We start from the raw sequence: 20479 nt of genomic DNA on the forward strand, positions 1-20479 counted from the left end.
ACGGAACCCCTACCCGCCGATCGCCGCCTGATAGACCCGCACGAGCTGGTCCACCGACGCGCCCGTCAGGTCGAATACGATGTTGGGCTGCACGCCCATGTAGAGGGTCGCCACGATCAGCGGCGTGAAGATCGCGACCTCCCGCCAGTCCAGGTCGGTGATCGTCTCGAGCTTCGGGTTGGTGATCGTGCCGAAGACCACGCGGCGATAGAGCGTGAGCATGTAGACGGCCGAGAGGATCACCCCGGTCGCCGCCAAGATCGCGGTCCAGGTGCTCACCTGGTACGTCCCGGTCATCGACAGGATCTCGCCCACGAACCCGCTCGTGCCCGGCAGCCCCACGTTGCCCATGGTGAAGAGCATGAAGACGGCGGCGTACCACGGCATCCGGTTCACCAGCCCGCCGTAGAAGGCGATCTCGCGGGTGTGCATGCGGTCGTAGATCACGCCGACGCAGAGGAAGAGCGCCCCGGAGATCACCCCGTGGCTCAGCATCTGGTAGATCGCGCCCTGCTCGCCCGTGGCGTTGCCCGAGAAGATGCCCATGGTCACCAGCCCCATGTGGGCCACCGACGAGTAGGCGATCAGCTTCTTCACGTCGGTCTGCCGGAAGGCCACCAGCGAGGTGTAGATCACGGCGATGACGGACAGCGCGAACACGAGCGGCGTGAACAGGTCGGACGCGTTCGGGAACATGGGCAGGCTGAAGCGCAGGAAGCCGTAGCCGCCCATCTTCAGGAGGATGCCCGCCAGGATCACCGACCCGGCCGTCGGCGCCTCCACGTGGGCGTCGGGAAGCCAGGTGTGCACCGGCCACATGGGCATCTTCACCGCGAACGACGCGAAGAACGCGAGCCACAGCCAGGTCTGCGCCTCGGGCGAGAACTGGTAGGCCATCAGTTCGGGGATCGAGGCGGTGCCGGTCGTGCCGATCATCCACAGGATGGCCGCCAGCATCAGGACCGAGCCCAGCAGCGTGTAGAGGAAGAACTTGAAGGCCGCGTACACCCGGCGCGCCCCGCCCCAGATGCCGATGATCAGGAACATCGGCACCAGGCCGAACTCGAAGAAGACGTAGAACACCACGATGTCGAGAGCGCAGAACACGCCCGTGACCAGCACCTCCAGCAGGAGGAAGGCGGCCATGTACTCGTGGACGCGGTTCTCGATCGAGCGCCACGACGCCACGATGCAGATCGGCATCAGGAAGGTGTTCAGGAGCACGAACAGCACCGAGATGCCGTCGATGCCCATCCGGTAGTGTAGTCCGGCGAACCAGGGGACGTCCTCGACGAACTGGAAGCCCGGGTTGTTCGGGTCGAACTGGAATGTGAGCAGCAGCGCGACCGCGAAGGTGGCCAGCGTCGAGGCGAGCGCGATCCACTTCGACGTCTCGACCGCCTTGGCGTCGTCGGCGCGCGCGAAGAGGCGCAGCGCCAGGATGCCGAAGACGCCGACCAGCGGCAGGAAGGTGACCAGGGAGAGAATGGGCATGTCCGTCATCCCCCTCAGGCGTTCCAGGCCACGAGGGCGTAGGTCAGGAGCCCGGCGACGCCGAGCAGCATCACGAAGGCGTAGTGGTAGACGTAGCCGCTCTGGAGCTTGCCCGCGCCCTTGCCCACCTGGACCGAGAGCGCCGAGACCCCGTCAGGCCCCAGTCCGTCGATGATCTTCTGGTCCCCGCCCTTCCAGAACAGGTCGCCGAGCAGCTTGGCCCCCCGGACGAAGACCGCGTCGTAGACCTCGTCGAAGAACCACTTGTTGTAGAGGAACTTGTAGGTGACGCCGCCGTTGGCCGCGAGCCGCGCCCCCAGGCCTTCGCGCCAGAGGTACATGTAGGCCGCGACGAGCAGGCCGAGGATCGAAGCCACCAGCGGGGCCAGGATCACCCAGGCCGGCGCGTGGTGCGCCTCGGCCGGCGCCTCGGCGTGCTCGGGCGCGGGACCCGCGGCCTTGGCGGCCGGCGCGGCGGCTTCGGCGTGGGCCGCGGGCGCCGCCGGCGCGCCGGCGGCCTCCGGCCCATGGCCCGTGACGGGCGCGTTGTAGATGGCGCCCTTCCAGAACTCGGCCTTCTCGTCGCCGATGAACTGATGGTGGAAGGCGAAGCCGGCCGCGATCGCACCGACCGACAGCACGATCAGCGGGATGCGCATGGTCCACGGGCTCTCGTGCGGCAGGTGCGCGCCGTGGCCGTGGCCATGCCCGTGCTCCGCATGCGCGGCATGGGCCGGCTCAGGCTCGGAGTGCGTCTCGATCTGAGCGTGGGTGGCGTGGTCGTCCGCGTGGCCGGCATGGTCGTGGTCGCGGTTGTGCCAGTGGTGCTCGAGATCCTCGGACGTCCAGCGGGCGTGGCCGTTGAAGGTGAAGAACGCCACCCGCCACGAGTAGAACGCCGTCAGCCCCGCCACGAAGATGCCGATCACGAAGGCGAAGTAGCCCATGGGCGTTCCGGCGCCGCCGGCCTCCCACGCCGCGTGGATGATCGCGTCCTTCGAGTAGAAGCCCGCGAAGCCCAGGTCGACGAACGGGATCCCGAGGCCGGTGATCGCGATCGTCCCGATCAGCATCACCGACCCGGTGATCGGCAGGAACTTGAAGAGCGCGCCGTAGCGCCGCATGTCCTGCTCGTGCGCCATGCCGTGGATCACCGAGCCGGCGCCCAGGAACAGCAGCGCCTTGAAGAAGGCGTGGGTGAACAGGTGGAACATCGCCGCCTGGTAGGCGCCCACGCCCGCGGCGAAGAACATGTAGCCGAGCTGCGAGCAGGTCGAGTACGCGATGACCCGCTTGATGTCGTTCTGGGTCAGGCCGACGGTCGCGGCGAAGAGCGCGGTGACCGCGCCGATCACCGTCACGATGGTCTTCGCGACCGGGGCGTATTCGAACATCGGCGACAGCAGGCAGACCATGTAGACGCCGGCGGTCACCATGGTGGCCGCGTGGATCAGGGCGGACACCGGCGTCGGGCCCTCCATGGCGTCGGGCAGCCAGGTGTGCAGGAAGAACTGCGCCGACTTCCCCATGGCGCCCACGAACAGGAGCGCGCAGGCCAGGTCGACGAGGCTGAAATGCCAGGACCCGAAGTCCCAGCCGCGGCCAACGCTGCCCGCGATCTGCGGGAACACCTGGGCGAACTCGATCGAGCCGTAGGCCCAGAATACCGTCATGATGCCCAGTGCGAACCCGAAGTCGCCCACGCGGTTGACGACGAACGCCTTGATGGAGGCGGCGTTGGCGGTGTCCTTGTGGAACCAGAAGCCGATCAGCAGGTAGCTGGCCAGGCCCACGCCTTCCCAGCCGAAGAACAGCTGCATGAAGTCGTTCGCGCTGATCAGCGACAGCATCGCGAACGTGAACAGCGACAGGTAGGCGAAGAACCGCGGCTTGCTGGGATCGTCCGCCATGTACCCCCAGGAGTAGAGGTGCACGAGCGAGCTCACGGTGGTGACCACCACGAGCATCACCGCCGACAGGCCGTCCAGCCGGAACGCCCAGTTGGAGACGAAGTCGCCCACGTGGATGAACGGCGCGTAGATGACCGTGAACGGCTCGAGGCCGCCCCACGTCCATTGGGCGAACACCACCCACGACAGGATCGCCGACAGGAACAGGAAGCCCGTGGTGACGCCGCGGCTGAGATTGTCGCCCAGCCGGCGCCCGAACAGGCCCGCGGCGATCGCCCCGATCAGCGGGCCGAACAGGATGACGGTGACGAGGACTTTCGGATCCACTTGCGATCAGCCCTTCATCATCGAGGCGTCGTCCACGGCGATGTCGCCGCGGTTGCGGAAGAAGGTGACGAGGATGGCCAGGCCGACGGCGGCCTCCGCGGCCGCCACGGTCAGCACGAACATCGCGAACACCTGGCCCGCGAGGTTGCCCAGGAAGACCGAGAACGCCACCAGGTTGATGTTCACGGCGAGCAGCATCAGCTCGACCGACATCAGGATGACGATGATGTTCTTGCGGTTCACGAAGATGCCGAAGACGCCGATCGTGAACAGGATGGCGGCGACCGCCAGATAGTGCGCGAGCCCGATGGTCATCCGCCTACGCTCCTTCGGAGCTACGGAGGATGGATCCTCCGGTTCGAGAATACAGGCTCATGGATGCTCGTTCTGCCGAGCCTTGGCGGAGCAGGATCATTCGCCGATCCCTTCGCCGGGCTTCAGGTTGGTGATCCGCATCCCCGTCTTCGGCGTGCGCAGCACCTGGTCCATGATCACCTGGCGGCGAACGCCGGGCTTGTGGCGCAGCGTGAGCACGATGGCGCCGATCATCGCGACCAGCAGGACCAGTCCGGCCGCCTGGAAGAAGTAGATGTAGTCCGTGTAGAGCACCCGCCCGATCGCCTCGGCGTTCGAGAGCGCGCTGCCGGCGCCCGAGGCCATCGGGCTCTCGTTGTCCTTGGCGGCGCCCGATCCGGCGACCGTGGCCGAGACCAGCACCATCTCGGCCGCCAGGAAGACCGCGATCAGCAGGCCCAGCGGCATGTACCGGGCGAAGCCCTGGCGCAGCGCCGCGAAATCCACGTCGAGCATCATCACGACGAAGAGGAACAGCACCGCGACGGCGCCCACGTAGACCACCACCAGCAGCATGGCGATGAACTCGGCGCCCATCAGGACGAAGAGCCCGGCCGCCGAGAAGAAGCTCAGGATCAGCCACAGCACCGAGTGCACCGGGTTGCGGGCCGAGACCACGCAGAATCCGGCCGCCACGGTCACCGCCGCCATCAGGTAGAATGCGATCGCCTGCAGGGCCATTTCGGCTCTCTAAATCCCCTCGAATTACGCTTGCGGAAGCTGCGGCGGAATCGCGCCGCCTCTCCTATCGGTACGGTGCGTCCAGTTCCAGATTCTTCGCGATCTCCCGCTCCCAGCGGTCGCCGTTATCCAGCAGGCGCTCCTTGTCGTAGTAGAGCTCCTCGCGGGTTTCGACGGCGAACTCCAGGTTCGGGCCCTCGACGATGGCGTCCACCGGGCAGGCCTCCTGGCACAGGCCGCAGTAGATGCATTTGACCATGTCGATGTCGTAGCGGGTCGTGCGCCGGCTGCCGTCGGCGCGCGGCTCGGCCTCGATGGTGATGGCCTGCGCCGGGCAGACCGCCTCGCACAGCTTGCAGGCGATGCAGCGCTCTTCCCCGTTCGGGTAGCGGCGCAGCGCATGCTCGCCGCGGAAGCGCGGGCTCTGCGGGTTCCGCTCGTGCGGGTACTGCACGGTCTTCTTGGGCCGCACCATGTACTTCATGCCGAGGCCGAAGGCCCCCACGAAGTCCATCAGCGCCGCGCCTTTCAGCGCCTGTCCGATCCGGTTCAGCATCTACTTGTTCTTCTCGCAGGCGTAGTCGTCCAGGTACTGGGCGTCGCCGTTCCGTTGAAGCTTCAGGGCGCCGCCCTTGTCGGCGCAGGCCTTCTGCGCGGCCTTGATCTCGTCGTAGGTCGCAAGCCCGCCCGCCTTGCCGAAGCCCGCGCCCGAGGAGCAGGCCGCAAGGGTCAGCGCGGCGGAGACGGCGATGGCGCGCACGATCATCCGGGCATCCCCGTGTAGACGAGCCACCCCGACACCACGAACACGGCCACGAGCGACGTCGGCAGGAACACCTTCCAGCCCAGGCGCATCAGCTGGTCGTAGCGGTAGCGCGGCACGATGGAGCGGACCATCGCGTTCATGAAGAACACGAAGAAGGTCTTGGCGGCGTAGAAGAAGAGGCCATGCAGGCTGACGAGCCACGCCGGCCAGGTCGCCAGGTAGCCCTCGGGCCAGGGCGCATGCCAGCCGCCGAGGAAGAGCACCGCCATCAGGCCGCTCATCAGGACGATGTTGGCGGTCTCGGCGAGGTAGAAGAGCATGTAGGGCGTGGAGCCGTATTCGACGGCATAGCCCGCCACCAGCTCCGACTCCGCCTCGGGCAGGTCGAACGGCGGCCGGTTCGTCTCGGCGAGCCCCGAGATGAAGAAGATCACCCCCATCGGGAACATGATCAGGATGAGCGGCAGATTGTGCGGGAAGCCGCCGCCGAACATGTTCCAGTTCCAGAAGCCCCCGGCCTGCTTCTCGGTGATCACCGTCAGGTTCATCGAGCCGGCCAGCAGGATCACGGTGATGATCACGAAGCCGATCGAGACCTCGTAGCTCACCATCTGCGCCGCCGACCGCAGCGACCCCAGGAACGGGTACTTCGAGTTCGAAGCCCAGCCGCCCATGATGATGCCGTAGACGCCCATCGAGCTGACGGCGAACAGGTAGAGGATGCCGACGTTGATGTCCGAGACCATCCAGCCGGGCGCGATCGGCATCACCGCCCAGGCGCCGAGCGCCAGGGTCACGCTGATGAGCGGCGCGAGCAGATAGACGGCCTTGTCGGCGCCGGCCGGGATCACAAGCTCCTTCACCAGGAACTTGCCCAGGTCGGCGAAGGACTGCAGCAGCCCGAACGGCCCCACCACGTTGGGGCCCTTCCGCGCCTGCACGCCCGCGAAGATCTTGCGGTCGCCGTAGATGATGAAGGCGATCGTCAGCAGCAGGACGACGGTGACGGCCAGGATGTGGGCCACCGTGATGATCGTCCAGCCGATCGGGGAGCTCCAGAATTCCGCCACGCCCCTACTCCGCTGCGATCTTGGCCGCGCCCGAGGCGAGCTGGGCGCATTCGGCCATCGTCACGCTGGCGCGCGCGATGGGGTTGGTGAGGTGGAAGCTGCGCACGGCGCCCGAGAACGGCGCGTCCGAGAGCTGGCCCTTCGCGCCCAGGGCGGCCAAGTCCACGGCGGCCGGCGTCTCGGCCACATAGCCGATGCGGCCGAAGCTCGGGTGGTCGGCGAAGAGCTTCGCGCGGAGCTGATCCAGGCTGTCGTAGGGCAGCGTGGCGCCCACGCGTTCGCTGAGCGCCCGCAGGATGGCCCAGTCCTCCCGCGCCTCGCCCTTCGGGAACACGGCGCGGAAGCCCATCTGCACCCGGCCTTCGGTGTTCACATAGAGGCCGTTCTTCTCGGTGTAGGCCGCGCCCGGCAGGACCACGTCGGCGCGGTGCGCGCCGGCGTCGCCGTGCGTGCCGAGGTAGACGACGAAGGCGTCGGACTTCGACAGGTCGATCTCGTCCGCGCCCAGCAGGATCAGCAGGTCGGCGCCGCCCTTGTCCGCCAGCTCGGCGGCCGAGCGGCCGCCCTCGGCGGGCACGAAGCCCAGGTCGAGGCCGCCGACCCGGCTCGCGGCCGAATGCAGCACGTTCCAGGTCATGCCGAACGCCTTGGCGACATCGGCGGCTGCGCGCAGCACAGCCAGGCTGTCAGGCCGGTTCAGAGCGCCCGCGCCGATCACGATCGCCGGCGCCTTGGCCTCCCTGAGTCCCTTCACGAAGTCGGACTTCGACTTCGCGAGGCCCGCGAGCGAGGCCGGGCCCGCGCCCAGATGCTCGTAGCCGTAGGTCAGGTCGGCGGCCTCGCCGACCACGCCCACGCGGGTGGCGCCCGCCAGCCAGCGCTTGCGGATGCGCGCGTTGAGCACCGGCGCCTCGAGGCGCGGATTGCTGCCGACCAGCAGGATATAGTCCGCCTCTTCAAGGCCCTGGATCGACGAGTTGAACAGCCAGGTCTCGCGGGCGCCGTGGCCCAGCACCATGCCGTCCTGGCGGCAGTCGAGGCTGGTGACGCCCAGGCTGCCGAACAGGTCCTTCGCCGCCTTCATGGACTCGGCGTCCTGCAGGTCGCCGGCGATGACGCCGATGCGGTCGGGGTTGGTCGACCGGACCTTGGCGGCGACCACGTCCAGCGCCTCGGCCCAGGTGGCGGCGCGCAGCTTGCCGTTCTCGCGCACGAAGGGGCGGTCCAGCCGCTGGCGCGACAGGCCGTCGACGGCGTAGCGGGTCTTGTCCGAGATCCACTCCTCGTTGACCGCCTCGTTGATGCGCGGCAGCACGCGCAGCACCGCGGGGCCGCGGGCGTCGACGCGAATGGCCGAGCCCAGGGCGTCCATGACGTCCACGCTCTCGGTCTTCTTCAGCTCCCAGGGCCGGGCGTTGAACGCGTACGGCTTGGAGGTCAGCGCGCCCACCGGGCAGAGATCGATCACGTTGGCGCTCAGTTCGGACGCCACGGCCTTGTCGAGATAGGTCGTGATTTCAACGTCTTCGCCGCGCGAGATGAGGCCGATGTCCGGCACGCCGGCCACCTCGGTGATGAACCGGACGCAGCGCGTGCACTGGATGCAACGGGTCATGACCGTCTTGATCAGCGGACCCATGTACTTCTCTTCGACGGCCCGCTTGTTCTCGGCGTAGCGGCTGTCGTCGCGGCCATAGCCCATGGCCTGGTCCTGCAGATCGCACTCCCCGCCCTGGTCGCAGATCGGGCAATCCAGCGGGTGGTTGATGAGCAGGAACTCCATCACCCCGTGGCGCGCCTTCTTCACCATCGGCGTGTCGGTGAAGATCTCCTGCCCCTCGGCGGCCGGCAGCGCGCACGACGCCTGCGGCTTCGGCGGGCCGGGCTTCACCTCGACCAGGCACATGCGGCAGTTGCCGGCGATGCTCAGTCGTTCGTGGTAGCAGAACCGGGGGATCTCCTTGCCCGCCAGCTCGCAGACCTGGAGGACGTTCATCCCCGGCTCGAACTCGACCTCGACCCCGTCGACCTTGGCGATCGGCATCTCGACTTACTCCGCCGCGATCGACGCGCCGGCGTAGGAGCCCTTGCGCGCACGATAGGTGTTGATGCGGTCCTCCACCTCATGGCGGAAGTGGCGGAAGAGGCCCTGGATCGGCCAGGCGGCCGCATCGCCCAGGCCGCAGATGGTGTGGCCCTCGACCTGGCTGGCCACGTCGAGCAGCAGGTCGATCTCGGACATCTCGGCCTCGCCGGTGACCATCCGCTCCATCACCCGCCACATCCAGCCGGTGCCTTCGCGGCACGGCGTGCACTGGCCGCAGCTCTCGTGCTTGTAGAAGTAGCTCGCGCGGGCGATCGCCTTCACCAGGTCGGCGTCCTTGTCGAACACGATCATGGTGCCGGTGCCCAGGCCCGAGCCCCGCGCCTGCAGGTCCTCGTAGGTCATCACCGCGACCTCGGCCTCCTCGGCCGGGATCATCCGCACCGAGATGCCGCCGGGGATCACGGCCTTCAGGTTGCCCCAGCCGCCGCGCACGCCGCCCATGTGCTCTTCGATCAGCGTCTTCAGCGGGATGCCGACGACGTCCTCGACCACGCAGGGCTTGTTCAGGTGGCCCGAGCCCGCGAACAGCTTCGTACCCGTCGACTTCTCGGTGCCGAACTGGGCGAACCAGTCGGCGCCGCGGCGCAGGATCGTGCCCACGACCGCAATGGTCTCGACGTTGTTCACCGTGGTCGGGCAGCCGTAGATGCCGGCGCCGGCGGGGAACGGGGGCTTCAGGCGCGGCTGGCCCTTCTTGCCCTCGAAGCTCTCCATCAGGGCGGTCTCGTCGCCACAGATGTAGGCCCCGCCGCCGTGCTGGACGCGGACGTCCACGTCGTAGCCCAGGATCGATCCGGGCCCGAGCAGCTTGGCGTCATAGGCCTGCCTGATGGCGGCAAGCAGGCGCTCGCGCTCGTGCACGTACTCGCCGCGGATGTAGATGTAGGCGTTGTGGCTGCGCATGGCGCGGCAGGCGATCACGCAGCCCTCGATCAGGAGATGCGGGTCGTTGCGCAGGATGTCGCGGTCCTTGCAGGCGCCCGGCTCGGACTCGTCGGCGTTGACCAGCAGGTAGTGCGGCCGCTCGCTCTCCTGCTTCGGCATGAAGGTCCACTTCAGGCCCGTGGCGAAGCCGGCCCCGCCCCGGCCCCGCAGGCCCGAGGCCTTGATCTGGTCGCAGATCCACTCGGGCGTCTGGGCGACCATGTCGGCCGTCCCGTTCCACGCCCCGCGCGCCTTCGCCCCCTCCAGGCCCCAGTCGCGCTGGCCGTAGAGGTTGAGGAAGATGCGGTCCTTGTCGGCCAGCAAACCGGGCACGTCAGGAGTCTCCCTTGCGGCCGCGCAGGGCGGCCATGAACCACACCTGGACGGCGAAGCCGCCCACGACCGCCGCGATCACCACGGCGAGCGCCCAGGACTGGCCCTGGGCGTAGAGCACGATGCCCACGATGGCGACGAGCGCCGCCACCACGTTGGCGATCATCATCACGCTGCGCCGCCGCTTGATGGCCTCAACGTCGAGCGTCATGCGCTCACCTTCGGGGCCTTGCCGGCCTTCGGCGGCAGATTCGGGATCTTGATCTTCTTGCCCAGCGAGCCGTCGAAGAGTTTCGGGTCGGTCAGCGTCAGCGGCCCGCCCTCCGGAGCCGAGCCCTGGCGGCCGATTTCCGATCCCGGCGGCGGCCCCTTCCCGGCCGCGAACGCGTCGAGCAGTTTCTCGAGGCCCTCGGGCGTGAGGTCCTCGTAGTAGCGGTCGTTGATGGCGGCCATCGGCGCATTGGCGCAGGCGCCCAGGCACTCGACTTCCTGCCAGTAGAACTTGCCGTCCGCCGAGCGATGGTTCTGCGGGCCGATCCGCCGCTTGCAGACCGCCATCAGCGCCTCGGAGCCGCGGGTCTGGCACGGCGTCGTGCCGCACACCTGCACCAGCGCGTGCGTGCCCACCGGCTCCAGCATGAACATGGTGTAGAAGGTGGCCACCTCCAGCACCCGGATCACCGGCACGCCGAGGAGCTCGGCCACCGCGCGGATCGCGGGCTCGGGAACCCATCCCTCCTGCTTCTGGACCAGCCACAGGACCGGCACCATGGCCGACTGCTGGCGGCCCGGCGGGAAGTTGGCCATCCACTGCTTGGCCGCCTTCAGCGTCTCGGGCGCGAAGGTGAAGCTGGCGGGCTGGTTCGGCGAAAGTCGACGGACGCTCACGCGGGCCTCACTTGCGGAAGTCCACGCGGGCGATCCGGCCGCCCGCGAGGGTGTAGATGGCGATCACCTGGAAGGCCTCGGTCACGCCGTCGCGGAACACCCGCTCGTGGTCGATGACGGTGTCCCCCACGCAGATGCGGTTCACCAGTTCGGCCCGGTTCTTCGGGAAGTCGGCGAAGACCTGTTGGTACTTCGCGCGGTAGGCGTCCTTGCCCTGGAGCGTGACGTCGCCGTTCAGGTCGGCCACCACCACGTCGTCGGCGAAGAACGCGCAGTGCGCGTCCAGGTCCTGGCGGTTGTAGGCCTCCAGCTGCCCGGCCGCGACGTCCAGCGGCGAGAGGGTCGCGGGCGCGGTCAACGGTCGATCTCCCCGAACACGATGTCGAGCGAGCCCAGGATGGCGGAGACGTCCGCCAGCATGTGGCCGCGGTTCATCCAGTCCATGGCCTGCAGGTGCGGATAGCCCGGCGCGCGGATCTTGAGCCGGTAGGGTTTGTTGGTGCCGTCGCTCACCAGGTAGACGCCGAACTCGCCCTTAGGCGCCTCGACGCAGGCGTAGACCTCGCCCGGCGGGGTCCGATAGCCCTCGGTGAAGAGCTTGAAGTGGTGGATGAGCGCCTCCATCGAGCGCTTCATCTCGCCCCGGGCCGGCGGCGTGATCTTGTTGTTCTCGGCCTTCACCGGGCCGGGCGACTTCAGCAGCGCGTCGCAGCACTGCATCATGATCTTCGTCGACTCCCGCATCTCCTGCATCCGGCAGAGGTAGCGGTCGTAGCAGTCGCCGTTCACGCCCAGCGGGACGTCGAACTCCATGTCGTTATAGGCCGCGTAGGGCTGGCTGCGGCGCAGGTCCCACGGGATGCCCGAACCCCGCACCATCACGCCCGAGAAGCCCCAGGCGATCGCCTCGTCCCGGGTCACCTTCCCGATGTCGACGTTGCGCTGCTTGAAGATCCGGTTGCCCGTGATCAGGCCCTCGATGTCGTCGCAGATGCGCGGGAAGTGGTCGCACCAGTCCCGGATGTCGCGGACCAGCGCCTCGGGCAGGTCCTGCCGCACGCCGCCGACGCGATAGTAGTTGGCGTGCATCCGGGCGCCCGACGCGCGCTCGTAGAACACCATCAGCTTCTCGCGCTCTTCGAAGCCCCAGAGCGGCGGCGTCAGCGCGCCCACGTCCATGGCCTGCGTCGTCACGTTCAGCAGGTGGTTCAGGATCCGGCCGATCTCGTCATAGAGCGTGCGGATCAGCAGCGCCCGGTACGGGACCTCGACATCCAGCAGCTTCTCGATGGCCAGGCAGTACGCATGCTCCTGGTTCATCGGCGCCACGTAGTCGAGGCGGTCCATGTAGGGGATGGTCTGGCCGTAGGGCCGCGCCTCGATCAGCTTCTCCGTGCCGCGGTGCAGGAGGCCGATGTGGGGATCGACCCGCTCCACGACCTCGCCGTCCAGCTCCAGCACCAGGCGAAGCACGCCGTGCGCGGCCGGGTGCTGCGGGCCGAAGTTGATGTTGAACTTGCGGACCGGAGTCTCGCCCTCCCCGATCGTGCTCGGGAGGTCGGTCGCCGCCGCGGGTGCGTTCTGGCCGGTCATTTCTCAACCTTCTCGTCGCCCGGCAGCGCCGGCGAGAAGCCCTTCTCCATCCCCTCCCACGGCGAGAGGAAGTCCCAGTTGCGCCATTCGACCGACTTCACGGGCTCGTAGACCACCCGCTTGAGCTCGTCGTCGTAGCGGACCTCGACGTAGCCGGTCATCGGGAAGTCCTTCCGCAGCGGATGGCCGTGGAAGCCGTAGTCGGTGAGGATCCGGCGAAGGTCGGGGTGCCCGTCGAAGAAGATGCCGTACATGTCGAACGCCTCGCGCTCGTACCAGTCGGCGGCCGGGAACAGCGACACCACGGACGGCACCGCGGTGTCCTCGTCGGTCTGCACCTTGAGCCGCACGCGGCGGTTCTTCGTCATCGACAGCAGGTGATAGACGACGTCGAAGCGCAGGGGCCGCTCGGGATAGTCCGCGCCGGCGAGGTCGATCAGCTGGTGGAAGCCCTGCGCGTCGCGAAGGTAGCTCAGCGCCTCGAGCACCCGGGCGGCCGGGGCCGTCAGCGTCAGCTCGCCGAACGCGGTCGATGCGCCGGTGAAGACGCCCTTGGCCTCCTTGCAGATGGCCTTGCCGAGCTTCTCGAGCTCTGTCGCGGTCGCCGGCCAGCTCATCGCACGATCGTCCCGGTGCGGCGGATCTTCTTCTGCAGCTGCAGCACGCCGTAGACCAGCGCCTCGGCCGTGGGCGGGCACCCGGGCACGTAGATGTCCACCGGCACGATCCGGTCGCAGCCCCGCACGGTCGAGTAGCTGAAGTAGTAGTAGCCGCCGCCGTTGGCGCAGCTGCCCATCGAGATCACGTACCGCGGCTCGGGCATCTGGTCGTAGACCTTGCGCAGCGCCGGGGCCATCTTGTTCACGAGCGTGCCCGCCACGATCATCACGTCGCTCTGCCGCGGGCTCGCGCGCGGGGCGAAGCCGTAGCGCTCCAGGTCGTAGCGCGGCATCGAGGCCTGCATCATCTCGACCGCGCAGCAGGCCAGGCCGAACGTCATCCACATCAGCGACCCGGTGCGGGCCCAGGTGATGAGGTCGTCGACGCCGGCGGTCACGAAGCCCTTGTCGGCGAGACGCTGCGAGACGCCGTCGAAGAACGGGTCGTGCAGCTTCGGGTCGTAGCCCTCGACGGTCGTCCGGCCCGCGGCGCCCGCAGGCGCGACAAGAGAATTCGGGCCCGCGGGAACGCCCGAGCCAGGCGGAACGATCACTCCCATTCCAGGGCGCCCTTCTTCCACTCGTAGATGAAGCCGACGGTCAGGACGCCCAGGAAGGTCATCATCGACCAGAAGGCGTACTTGGCGACGTCGGGCGGCAGGTTCATCAGCGCGACCGCCCAGGGAAACAGGAACGCCACCTCGAGGTCGAAGATGATGAACAGGATCGAGACCAGGTAGAACCGGACGTCGAACTTCATGCGCGCATCGTCGAAGGCGTTGAAGCCGCACTCGTACGACGACAGCTTCTCCGGGTCGGGCGCCTTGGGCGCGAGCACGGTCGCGAAGAGGATGAAGACGATGCCCAGCGCCGCCGCGATCCCCAGGAAGATCACGATGGGCAGGTACTCGAGCAGGAAGGCGTTCACGTAAGTCTCCGGCGGGAGTCGCGGCGCCCTTCTAGACCGTTCGACCGGGTGTTTCAAACAGGGGTTTTGCGCTGCGAAACGCCGCGGCGGGGATGGTCGCGGAAGCGCCACGCCGACGGGCGCCGCACTCTTCCGTTGACACGATTCCGACCCGCCCATATGAGAGCCGCCTTCGCATCGCCGGACGGCTTTGCGCGGGTGTAGCTCAGTTGGTTAGAGCGCCGGCCTGTCACGCCGGAGGTCGCGGGTTCGAGTCCCGTCACTCGCGCCACGTCCGTGGCGCACCGAACATCCCACATTCGATCGTCGCGCCGCCGGCCGGGCCGCTCCCGTCGCGAATCGCCCTGCGCCGTTCCACGCAAAAAAAGACCCCCGATCCACGGGGATCGGGGGCTTGAAGAGGGCCCGCAGGGCTAGGGACCCGCAGGCTCCCGCCAGAGCGGCCCCGGGGGCGGCCCCCCAGCCACCCTCCGAAACCGTCGCCGGACGAGTTGGGCTCGCACCGGCGAGCCCGGGGGAAGGTTCCGGCCTTCATGGCGTCCCGTTGGACGCGGCCCTCCTGCCGAGCCTGCGGGAGCTGGGCGACGGCGCCGGAGGACTGGGGCTTGTGGGCAAAGTGTCGGGTCTGCCCGGCCCCCGATAAGGCCTGAACCCACCGTGAGAAGACCAGCGATAGCCCTGAATCGACATGGAGCGGTCCCGATCTTTCCCCGAGCAAACGCCGATCTTTCCGGCTTGGTGGCGACGGTTCGCCCCACTAGGTTAGCGGCGCGTCCGAGTCAGGGCTGTGGCGGGGATCGGCCGGGGGGCCGGCTCCGCGGATAGAACGGGGACACAAGAGTTCGATGCAACTGGCCCACGAGGCTGGCTTTTCCCTGGGTTCCCTGGAAGTGCGGCCGTCGACGCGCGAAGTCATTGCTTCCCACGGCCGCGAGGTCCTGCAACCCCGCGTGATGCAGGTGCTCGTCATGCTGGCGCAGGCCGACGGCGCGGTGGTCAGCCGGGACGACCTGATCGCCAGATGCTGGGGCGGCCGCGTCGTCGGGGAGGACTCGATCACCCTCGTGATGGGCAAGCTGCGAAAGCTCGCCACGCGAAGCGGCGGCGCATTCGCCATCGAGACGATCCCCCGCGTCGGCTATCGCCTGACGGTCCCCGACGCCGCCGAGCCGGTCCGTGTGGCGGCGCGGACGGCGGAGCCGTCGCGGCCCCGGATCGTGGTGCTCGAGTTCACCCACCAGCCCGGCGACGAGGATCAGGCCTGGTTCGCCGAAGCGCTGGCCGACGAGCTCACGGCCGGGCTCTCCAAGTCGCCACTGCTCGCCGTCACCCCCCGGCAGTCCCTGCTGTATTCGGACGTCGTCGGCGCGCCGCCCGGCGCGATCTGCACGCGCCTCGGGGTGGACTACGTCCTGGACGGCAAGGTGCGGGCCCTTGGCGGCATGGTCCGGATCTCGGTCGACCTGATCCAGGGCGCCGACGAGACCAGCGCCTGGTCCGGCCGCTACGATCGGCCGATGGTCGATCTCTTCTCGCTCATGAACGAGATCACCACCTCGATCATCGGCACCGTCGAGCCCGCCGTGCTCGAACGCGAGGAGACGAAGGCGCTCGCCACGCCCGAGCACAGCCTGCAGTTCTGGCGCCTGTTCGTGCAGGGCCGTCGCGCCTTCTGGCGCTCGACGCCCGAGGACGTGAGGGCGGCGGAAGAGCTTCTCGAGCAGGCCCTCAGGCTCGAGCCCAACGACGTCTCGGCCTTGTCCATCCTGGCGCACTGCAAGCTCTACGACGTCTGGAGCGGCACGGCCCGGGAGCCGGCGTCCAACATCGCCGAGGCGCATCGCATCGCCCTCCTCGCCGTCAGCGCCGGCGCCAACGACGCCTTCGCGCACTTCACGCTGGGCGTGGTGCTGTCCCTCATGGACCGCCTGCCAGAGGCGAAGGCCGAGCAGCGGCGCGCCCTGGAGCTCAACCCGTACCTCGCCGCGGCCCTGGGCGAGATGGGCCGGCTGCTCGCGTTCGAGGGCGAGTCCGGCGAGGCGATCGCCTATTCGAGCCGGGCGATCGCGGCGAGCCCGAACGACCCGCAGGCCTGGCTCTGGTTCCGGGCGAAGGCGCTGGCCCGCTTCGCCGCCGGCGATTACCACGAGGCAGCGCGGGACGCCGCCGACGCCCGCGCCCGCAAGCCCGAAAGGTTCTCGCTCTGCTATCTTCTTGCGGCCTGCTACAGCGCCGCCGGCCAGGTCGAGCAGGCCCGACGCGCCCTCGCCGAGGGCGACGCGCTCGCCCGCGAGCAGCATCCCGGCAAGGACGTGGGCTATTCGCTGGAGGCCCTCAGGACGGGCCATCCGTTCGTCAGGCCGCAAGATAGCGAACGCCTCGTTAAGGCTTTGCAGGCGATCGGCTGGAAAGGCCGCTGAGCGATCAACTTCTGCTACCTGTGGCGTCAGGATCTGCGAAGTCGTTCGCATCGCAAGATCTGCGCTTAACCCTAACTCAAGTCCTGACCGGCCACTCTCGCGATTAAAAGGTGGGGTAAGGTCTCGACAGAATGACGAAGACATCCAAGCCGCAGAAGGTGGCTATTCTGGGCGGCGGCATGGGCGGGCTCGCGACCGCCTTCAACCTATCGAACCGGCCGGGCTGGCAGGACGAGTACGAGATCACCGTCTACCAGCTCGGGTGGCGGCTCGGCGGCAAGTGCGCCTCCTCCCGCGGCGAGAATGCGCGCATCGAAGAGCACGGCATCCACGGCTTCGTCGGCAGCTACTTCAACGCCATCCCGATGATGCACGAGGTGTACGCCGAGCTGAACCGCCCGGCGGGGATGCCCCTGGCCACGTTCGACCAGGCGTTCCTGCGCTCGAACTTCGCCATGATGTGGGAGTTCGAGAACGGCGGCCTCAAGCCCTGGCCGACGCGCTTCCCCGAGAACAAGCTCTCGCCGATCGATACGTCGGACTACCGGGGTCTCGAAAGCTGCCTCGAGGCGATCTTCTACGAAGTCGAGCAGATGCAGAGCTCGGTCGCGGGCGTGCCCAAGCTCGTCGAGCTCGCCATCTCGGCGCTTCTGGCCAGGGCGCGGGAGCAGGTGCGCGACATCCCGCTCTCCGCGGGTCCGAACCATCCTCTGGTCGGCGAGATCGAGGCTGCCCGCCGGCTTGTGCTGGGCTTCGTCGAGACGGTGGACGTCCTGGCGCCCGGCATCGCCGATCACTTCGACGACCTTCGCCATGCGCTGCTGACGCTGGACTTCTACGCGACGATGATCATCGGCGCGCTCAAGGACAATGTCGTGGTCAACGGCTTCGACGTGCTCGACGACGAGAACTGGAGCGACTGGCTGATCCGCCACGGAATCCAGGCGGCGACCCTGAAGTCTCCCGTCGTGATGATCACGGTGAACATCTGCTACCAGAGCCCGAACGGCGACACCTCGCGCGCCGCGCGGATGGCCGCCGGCGCCTTCCTGGACTGGACGCTCCGCACCTGCGCCTACCGCGAGGCCTTCCTCTGGAGCTTCGCCGCCGGGACCGGCGAGACCGTCGTGGCGCCGATGTACGAGGTGCTGAAGCGTCGCGGCGTGAAGTTCGAGTTCTTCCACAAGGTGGACGCCCTGCGCCTCAGCGCCGACCGTCGCGCCGTCGACGCGGTCGAGTTCACCCTGCAGGCGACCCTCAAGGACCCCGCGCGGGGCTACGAGCCGCTGATCGAGGTCAAGGGGCTGCCATCGTGGCCGCACCGGCCGCTCTACGAGCAGCTGAAAGAAGGCGAGTTCATGCGGGCCCTGCAGCAGGATCTCGAGTCCTACTGGTGTCCGTGGCCGACGGCCGCGTTCCCGCACCTCAAGACGCCCAAGGTGCTGCGGCGCGGCGCGGACTTCGACCACGTGGTCTTCGCCATTTCGCTCGGCGCCGCGCCCTTCCTGTGCCGCGAGCTGATCGACGAAAGCGCGCGCTGGCGCGACATGGTCGCTCACATCCCGACCGTGCAGACCCAGGCGATGCAGATCTGGCTGTCCAAGGACCTCTACGAACTGGGCTGGTCCGAGAAGCTGGACCCGGCCAAGAACGAGATCCCGATCAGCGGCACCTACTTCTGCCCGCCCAACGGCAACGCCGAGTATCACGACCTGATCAAGTACGAGGACTGGCCAGCGAACAACCGCCCCAAGGCGCTCTGGTACTTCTGCGGCCTGATGCCCGACTACGAGCCGATGCCGCCGTTCTCCGACCACGAGTACCCGGCGCGCCAGGCGCAGCGGGTCAAGGCCCAGTGCATCCAGTACCTGCAGACCTCGATCGGCACGATGCTGCCCAACGCCACCGTGCGGGCCAACAACCCGATCGGCGACCCGATGGGACTCGACTTCGACCTGCTGGTCGACACCCGCGACGTCGACGCCCAGGGCGTCCAGCGCTTCGACAGCCAGTTCTGGCGCGCCAACATCGACCCCACCGAGCGGTACGTGACGACGCCGCCCGGGAGCGTGAAGTACCGCCTGGAGGCCTGGGGATCGGGGTTCGAGAACCTCACCCTCGCCGGGGACTGGATCTACACCGGGCTCAACGTCGGCAGCTTCGAGGGCGCGGCCATGAGCGGCAAGCTCGCCAGCTACGCCGTCGCCGGCTACCCGGCCCTGGACACGGTGATCGGCTATCCCACGCAGCCGCGCCCGGCGGACGCGAACGGCACGCCCGCGCCCTGCTCGCGCCAGGTCCCGCGCCTGCGCCTGGTGGGCTGACGCCGGTCCCCTACCCCTCGCGCACAGGGGTCAAGGCGGTGTCGACCATGATCTCGGCGGAGATCTCCTCGAGGGCGGCCTGCACGTCGGCCGCCCCGACGCCTGGCGGCAGCCGCAGCCGGGCCTCCAGGTGGAAGAGCACGCCGCCGGCGTGGGGCTCCGCGCTCAGCCGCGTGTCGAAGGCCTCGATGTTGACCTCGAGCCCGGCGAGCACCGCGGTCACCTGCCGGACGATGCCGGGCCGGTCCTGGCCCACCAGGCTCAGCAGCAGCGCCTCGCCGCCGTCGCCGCCCGCGGCCGAGACCGCAGGCGCGATCCGCACCTCCAGCCCGCGCGCGTCCACCGACGCCACCGCCTCGCGTAGCGCATCCGTCCGATCCTCGGCCAGCTCGACGAGGACCGAGCCCACATAGAGGCCGCCCAGGCGGCTCAGGTGGCTCTCCAGCCAGTTGCCGCCTGCGGACAGCACGGCCTGCGCCAGGGCCTCCGTCAGTCCGGGCCGGTCGCTGCCGCTTACGTTCAGGATCACCGACACCATCAGCGCTTGCCCTCCCACCAGTACGCGGCGCGCCTGCGCTCGCCAAGCATCACGCGATGCACCTTCTCGCCGTTGCGGATATCCGCGGTCGGGTCGGCGTCCAGCACCACCAGGTCGGCGAGCTTGCCGCCGCGCCATCCCGTGGCCGCCAGCGCCGGGAACACAGATACTCTCATGCCGCGTCCTCGTCCCGGCGACGCCTCGATGGCGCGGCCGATGTCCTCAGCCCTGCGTATCGCCCGCGCCCGTGCGAAGGAAGCCCGGCGTTCGAACCGGGGCTTTGCGGACCCCGCGGCAACCCGGTACCCCTCGGGCATGTCCGAGCTCGCCATGCCCATCGAGGTCCTCCGCTTCCAGAGCGGCGACGTTGAGATCACCGCGGATGTCGCCGGGCCGCCGGACGGAGCTCCGGTGATCCTGCTGCCTGGCGGAGGGCAGACGCGCGGCGCCTGGGGCGGCGCCTTGGCCGAGGGCGCACGACGGGGCTTCCGCATGATCAGCGCCGACCTGCGCGGCCATGGGGAGAGCGGCTGGTCGCCGGGCGCGGACTACGGCATGGGCGCTCACGCCGGGGATATCCGGGCGATCGCCGCCACGCTGCCGCGGGCGCCCTTCCTGGTCGGCGCCTCGCTGGGCGGCATGGCGAGCCTCTGCTACGCGGCCCTCCAGCACCCCTTGGCGGGGCTGGTGATGGTGGACATCGCGCCCACGGTGAACACCGCGGGCACGGACCGCATCCTGGCGTTCATGCACAGCGCCCCCGAAGGCTTCGCCAGCGTCGAGGAAGCCGCCGACGCGGTGGCCGCCTATCTGCCGCACCGCAAGCGGCCGAAGGACACCTCGGGCCTCCTGCGGAACCTGCGCCTGCGGGACGGGCGCTACTTCTGGCACTGGGATCCGCGCATGTTCCGCGAGGACCGCCCCGCGCGCGACGTCGAGGGGCTGCGCGATGCGGCGCGGCGGCTGGCGAGGCCCACGCTGCTGGTTCGCGGACGCCTCTCCGATGTCCTGTCCCAGGAAGGCGTCGACGACTTCCTGCAACTGGTCCCGCATGCCGAGTACGCCGACATCGCGGGCGCCGACCACATGGTCGCCGGCGACCGCAACGACGCCTTCAACGCTGCCGTGTTCGCGTTCCTAGAGCGACATCGCTGAACGGACGC

Annotated in this window: 20 protein-coding genes, 1 tRNA gene and 1 pseudogene; 4 read left to right on the plus strand and 18 right to left on the minus strand. The window is 68.6% G+C overall.

Annotated features, from left to right (window positions below):
- Positions 1-9: 9 nt before the first annotated feature.
- The 16 genes from AC2D8W_RS00940 to AC2D8W_RS01015 form a co-directional block, all read right to left on the minus strand.
- Positions 10-1503 carry an NADH-quinone oxidoreductase subunit M gene (locus AC2D8W_RS00940; protein WP_484669950.1) on the minus strand — a complete coding sequence of 498 codons (1494 nt, stop codon included), beginning with the start codon at positions 1501-1503 and terminating at the stop codon, positions 10-12.
- A 5-nt stretch (positions 1504-1508) separates the two neighbouring features.
- Complete coding sequence (gene nuoL / locus AC2D8W_RS00945) at positions 1509-3731, minus strand: NADH-quinone oxidoreductase subunit L (RefSeq protein ID WP_484669951.1); 2223 nt, start codon at positions 3729-3731, stop codon at positions 1509-1511.
- A gap of 6 nt (positions 3732-3737) precedes the next feature.
- A complete protein-coding gene (gene nuoK, locus AC2D8W_RS00950) occupies positions 3738-4046 on the minus strand; it encodes an NADH-quinone oxidoreductase subunit NuoK (RefSeq protein WP_293484983.1) in 309 nt (102 codons plus the stop codon).
- Between the two features lie 96 nt (positions 4047-4142).
- The gene (locus AC2D8W_RS00955) at positions 4143-4766 is read right to left on the minus strand and encodes an NADH-quinone oxidoreductase subunit J (protein ID WP_484669952.1); all 624 of its coding nucleotides are present in this window, start codon (positions 4764-4766) and stop codon (positions 4143-4145) included.
- 64 nt (positions 4767-4830) lie between these two features.
- Positions 4831-5322 carry an NADH-quinone oxidoreductase subunit NuoI gene (nuoI, locus tag AC2D8W_RS00960; protein WP_293484987.1) on the minus strand — a complete coding sequence of 164 codons (492 nt, stop codon included), beginning with the start codon at positions 5320-5322 and terminating at the stop codon, positions 4831-4833.
- Positions 5323-5532 (minus strand): hypothetical protein, encoded by a 210-nt coding sequence (locus AC2D8W_RS00965; protein ID WP_484669953.1) that lies wholly within the window; start codon positions 5530-5532, stop codon positions 5323-5325.
- Positions 5529-6602 carry an NADH-quinone oxidoreductase subunit NuoH gene (nuoH, locus tag AC2D8W_RS00970; protein WP_484669954.1) on the minus strand — a complete coding sequence of 358 codons (1074 nt, stop codon included), beginning with the start codon at positions 6600-6602 and terminating at the stop codon, positions 5529-5531. Before nuoH ends, AC2D8W_RS00965 begins: the two co-directional genes overlap by 4 nt.
- Positions 6603-6606: 4 nt before the next feature.
- A complete protein-coding gene (gene nuoG / locus AC2D8W_RS00975; RefSeq protein ID WP_484669955.1) occupies positions 6607-8646 on the minus strand; it encodes an NADH-quinone oxidoreductase subunit NuoG in 2040 nt (679 codons plus the stop codon).
- A gap of 6 nt (positions 8647-8652) precedes the next feature.
- Complete coding sequence (gene nuoF, locus AC2D8W_RS00980; protein ID WP_484669956.1) at positions 8653-9966, minus strand: NADH-quinone oxidoreductase subunit NuoF; 1314 nt, start codon at positions 9964-9966, stop codon at positions 8653-8655.
- Between the two features lies 1 nt (position 9967).
- Positions 9968-10177: a hypothetical protein gene (locus tag AC2D8W_RS00985; protein ID WP_293484997.1), complete on the minus strand. Its 210-nt coding sequence runs from the start codon at positions 10175-10177 to the stop codon at positions 9968-9970.
- On the minus strand, positions 10174-10854 hold the full coding sequence (gene nuoE, locus AC2D8W_RS00990) for an NADH-quinone oxidoreductase subunit NuoE (RefSeq protein WP_293484999.1): 681 nt from the start codon (positions 10852-10854) through the stop codon (positions 10174-10176). Before nuoE ends, AC2D8W_RS00985 begins: the two co-directional genes overlap by 4 nt.
- 7 nt (positions 10855-10861) lie before the next feature.
- Positions 10862-11212, minus strand: a complete 351-nt coding sequence (locus AC2D8W_RS00995; RefSeq protein WP_293485001.1) for a nuclear transport factor 2 family protein — start codon at positions 11210-11212, stop codon at positions 10862-10864.
- A complete protein-coding gene (locus tag AC2D8W_RS01000; protein WP_293485003.1) occupies positions 11209-12447 on the minus strand; it encodes an NADH-quinone oxidoreductase subunit D in 1239 nt (412 codons plus the stop codon). The genes AC2D8W_RS00995 and AC2D8W_RS01000 overlap by 4 nt, the downstream gene beginning before the upstream one ends.
- On the minus strand, positions 12444-13064 hold the full coding sequence (locus AC2D8W_RS01005) for an NADH-quinone oxidoreductase subunit C (RefSeq protein ID WP_484669957.1): 621 nt from the start codon (positions 13062-13064) through the stop codon (positions 12444-12446). The genes AC2D8W_RS01000 and AC2D8W_RS01005 overlap by 4 nt, the downstream gene beginning before the upstream one ends.
- On the minus strand, positions 13061-13687 hold the full coding sequence (locus tag AC2D8W_RS01010; protein ID WP_484669958.1) for a NuoB/complex I 20 kDa subunit family protein: 627 nt from the start codon (positions 13685-13687) through the stop codon (positions 13061-13063). The genes AC2D8W_RS01005 and AC2D8W_RS01010 overlap by 4 nt, the downstream gene beginning before the upstream one ends.
- Positions 13657-14034 (minus strand): NADH-quinone oxidoreductase subunit A, encoded by a 378-nt coding sequence (locus AC2D8W_RS01015; protein WP_293485009.1) that lies wholly within the window; start codon positions 14032-14034, stop codon positions 13657-13659. Before AC2D8W_RS01015 ends, AC2D8W_RS01010 begins: the two co-directional genes overlap by 31 nt.
- A 194-nt stretch (positions 14035-14228) precedes the next feature.
- Here AC2D8W_RS01015 and AC2D8W_RS01020 point away from each other — a divergent pair.
- The 3 genes from AC2D8W_RS01020 (at position 14229) to AC2D8W_RS01030 (ending at position 18778) form a co-directional block, all read left to right on the plus strand.
- Positions 14229-14305 (plus strand) — tRNA-Asp (locus AC2D8W_RS01020).
- A gap of 574 nt (positions 14306-14879) precedes the next feature.
- Entirely contained in the window at positions 14880-16454 is a 1575-nt protein-coding gene (locus tag AC2D8W_RS01025; RefSeq protein WP_484669959.1) for a winged helix-turn-helix domain-containing tetratricopeptide repeat protein, read from the plus strand.
- Positions 16455-16585: 131 nt separating this feature from the next.
- Positions 16586-18778, plus strand: coding sequence for an NAD(P)-binding protein (locus AC2D8W_RS01030; RefSeq protein ID WP_484669960.1), 2193 nt, complete (start codon positions 16586-16588; stop codon positions 18776-18778).
- Positions 18779-18788: 10 nt separating this feature from the next.
- Here AC2D8W_RS01030 and AC2D8W_RS01035 read toward each other — a convergent pair whose 3' ends face one another.
- Together AC2D8W_RS01035 and AC2D8W_RS01040 are read right to left on the minus strand one after the other, a co-directional pair.
- Complete coding sequence (locus AC2D8W_RS01035) at positions 18789-19316, minus strand: glycine cleavage system transcriptional repressor (RefSeq protein ID WP_484669961.1); 528 nt, start codon at positions 19314-19316, stop codon at positions 18789-18791.
- Positions 19316-19444, minus strand: a pseudogene (locus AC2D8W_RS01040) (hypothetical protein); the annotation flags it as partial. The pseudogene AC2D8W_RS01040 and the gene AC2D8W_RS01035, both read right to left, overlap by 1 nt.
- A 187-nt stretch (positions 19445-19631) precedes the next feature.
- Between AC2D8W_RS01040 and AC2D8W_RS01045 the strand changes: the two are divergent.
- Entirely contained in the window at positions 19632-20471 is an 840-nt protein-coding gene (locus AC2D8W_RS01045) for an alpha/beta fold hydrolase (protein WP_484669962.1), read from the plus strand.
- The last annotated feature ends 8 nt before the right edge of the window (positions 20472-20479 follow it).

This window comes from Phenylobacterium sp. T106 (assembly GCF_057219735.1).

Bases quoted from the DNA above. Each gene is read 5' to 3' on its own strand.
- AC2D8W_RS01000 (WP_293485003.1), bottom strand. From the start codon at position 12,447: ATGACCGGCCAGAACGCACCCGCGGCGGCGACCGACCTCCCGAGCACG.
- nuoK (WP_293484983.1), bottom strand. From the start codon at position 4,046: ATGACCATCGGGCTCGCGCACTATCTGGCGGTCGCCGCCATCCTGTTC.
- AC2D8W_RS01005 (WP_484669957.1), bottom strand. From the start codon at position 13,064: ATGAGCTGGCCGGCGACCGCGACAGAGCTCGAGAAGCTCGGCAAGGCC.
- nuoI (WP_293484987.1), bottom strand. From the start codon at position 5,322: ATGCTGAACCGGATCGGACAGGCGCTGAAAGGCGCGGCGCTGATGGAC.
- AC2D8W_RS00955 (WP_484669952.1), bottom strand. From the start codon at position 4,766: ATGGCCCTGCAGGCGATCGCATTCTACCTGATGGCGGCGGTGACCGTG.
- AC2D8W_RS01035 (WP_484669961.1), bottom strand. From the start codon at position 19,316: ATGGTGTCGGTGATCCTGAACGTAAGCGGCAGCGACCGGCCCGGACTG.
- AC2D8W_RS00985 (WP_293484997.1), bottom strand. From the start codon at position 10,177: ATGACGCTCGACGTTGAGGCCATCAAGCGGCGGCGCAGCGTGATGATG.
- nuoG (WP_484669955.1), bottom strand. From the start codon at position 8,646: ATGCCGATCGCCAAGGTCGACGGGGTCGAGGTCGAGTTCGAGCCGGGG.
- AC2D8W_RS01030 (WP_484669960.1), top strand. From the start codon at position 16,586: ATGACGAAGACATCCAAGCCGCAGAAGGTGGCTATTCTGGGCGGCGGC.
- AC2D8W_RS01045 (WP_484669962.1), top strand. From the start codon at position 19,632: ATGTCCGAGCTCGCCATGCCCATCGAGGTCCTCCGCTTCCAGAGCGGC.
- AC2D8W_RS01025 (WP_484669959.1), top strand. From the start codon at position 14,880: ATGCAACTGGCCCACGAGGCTGGCTTTTCCCTGGGTTCCCTGGAAGTG.
- AC2D8W_RS00965 (WP_484669953.1), bottom strand. From the start codon at position 5,532: ATGATCGTGCGCGCCATCGCCGTCTCCGCCGCGCTGACCCTTGCGGCC.
- AC2D8W_RS00940 (WP_484669950.1), bottom strand. From the start codon at position 1,503: ATGACGGACATGCCCATTCTCTCCCTGGTCACCTTCCTGCCGCTGGTC.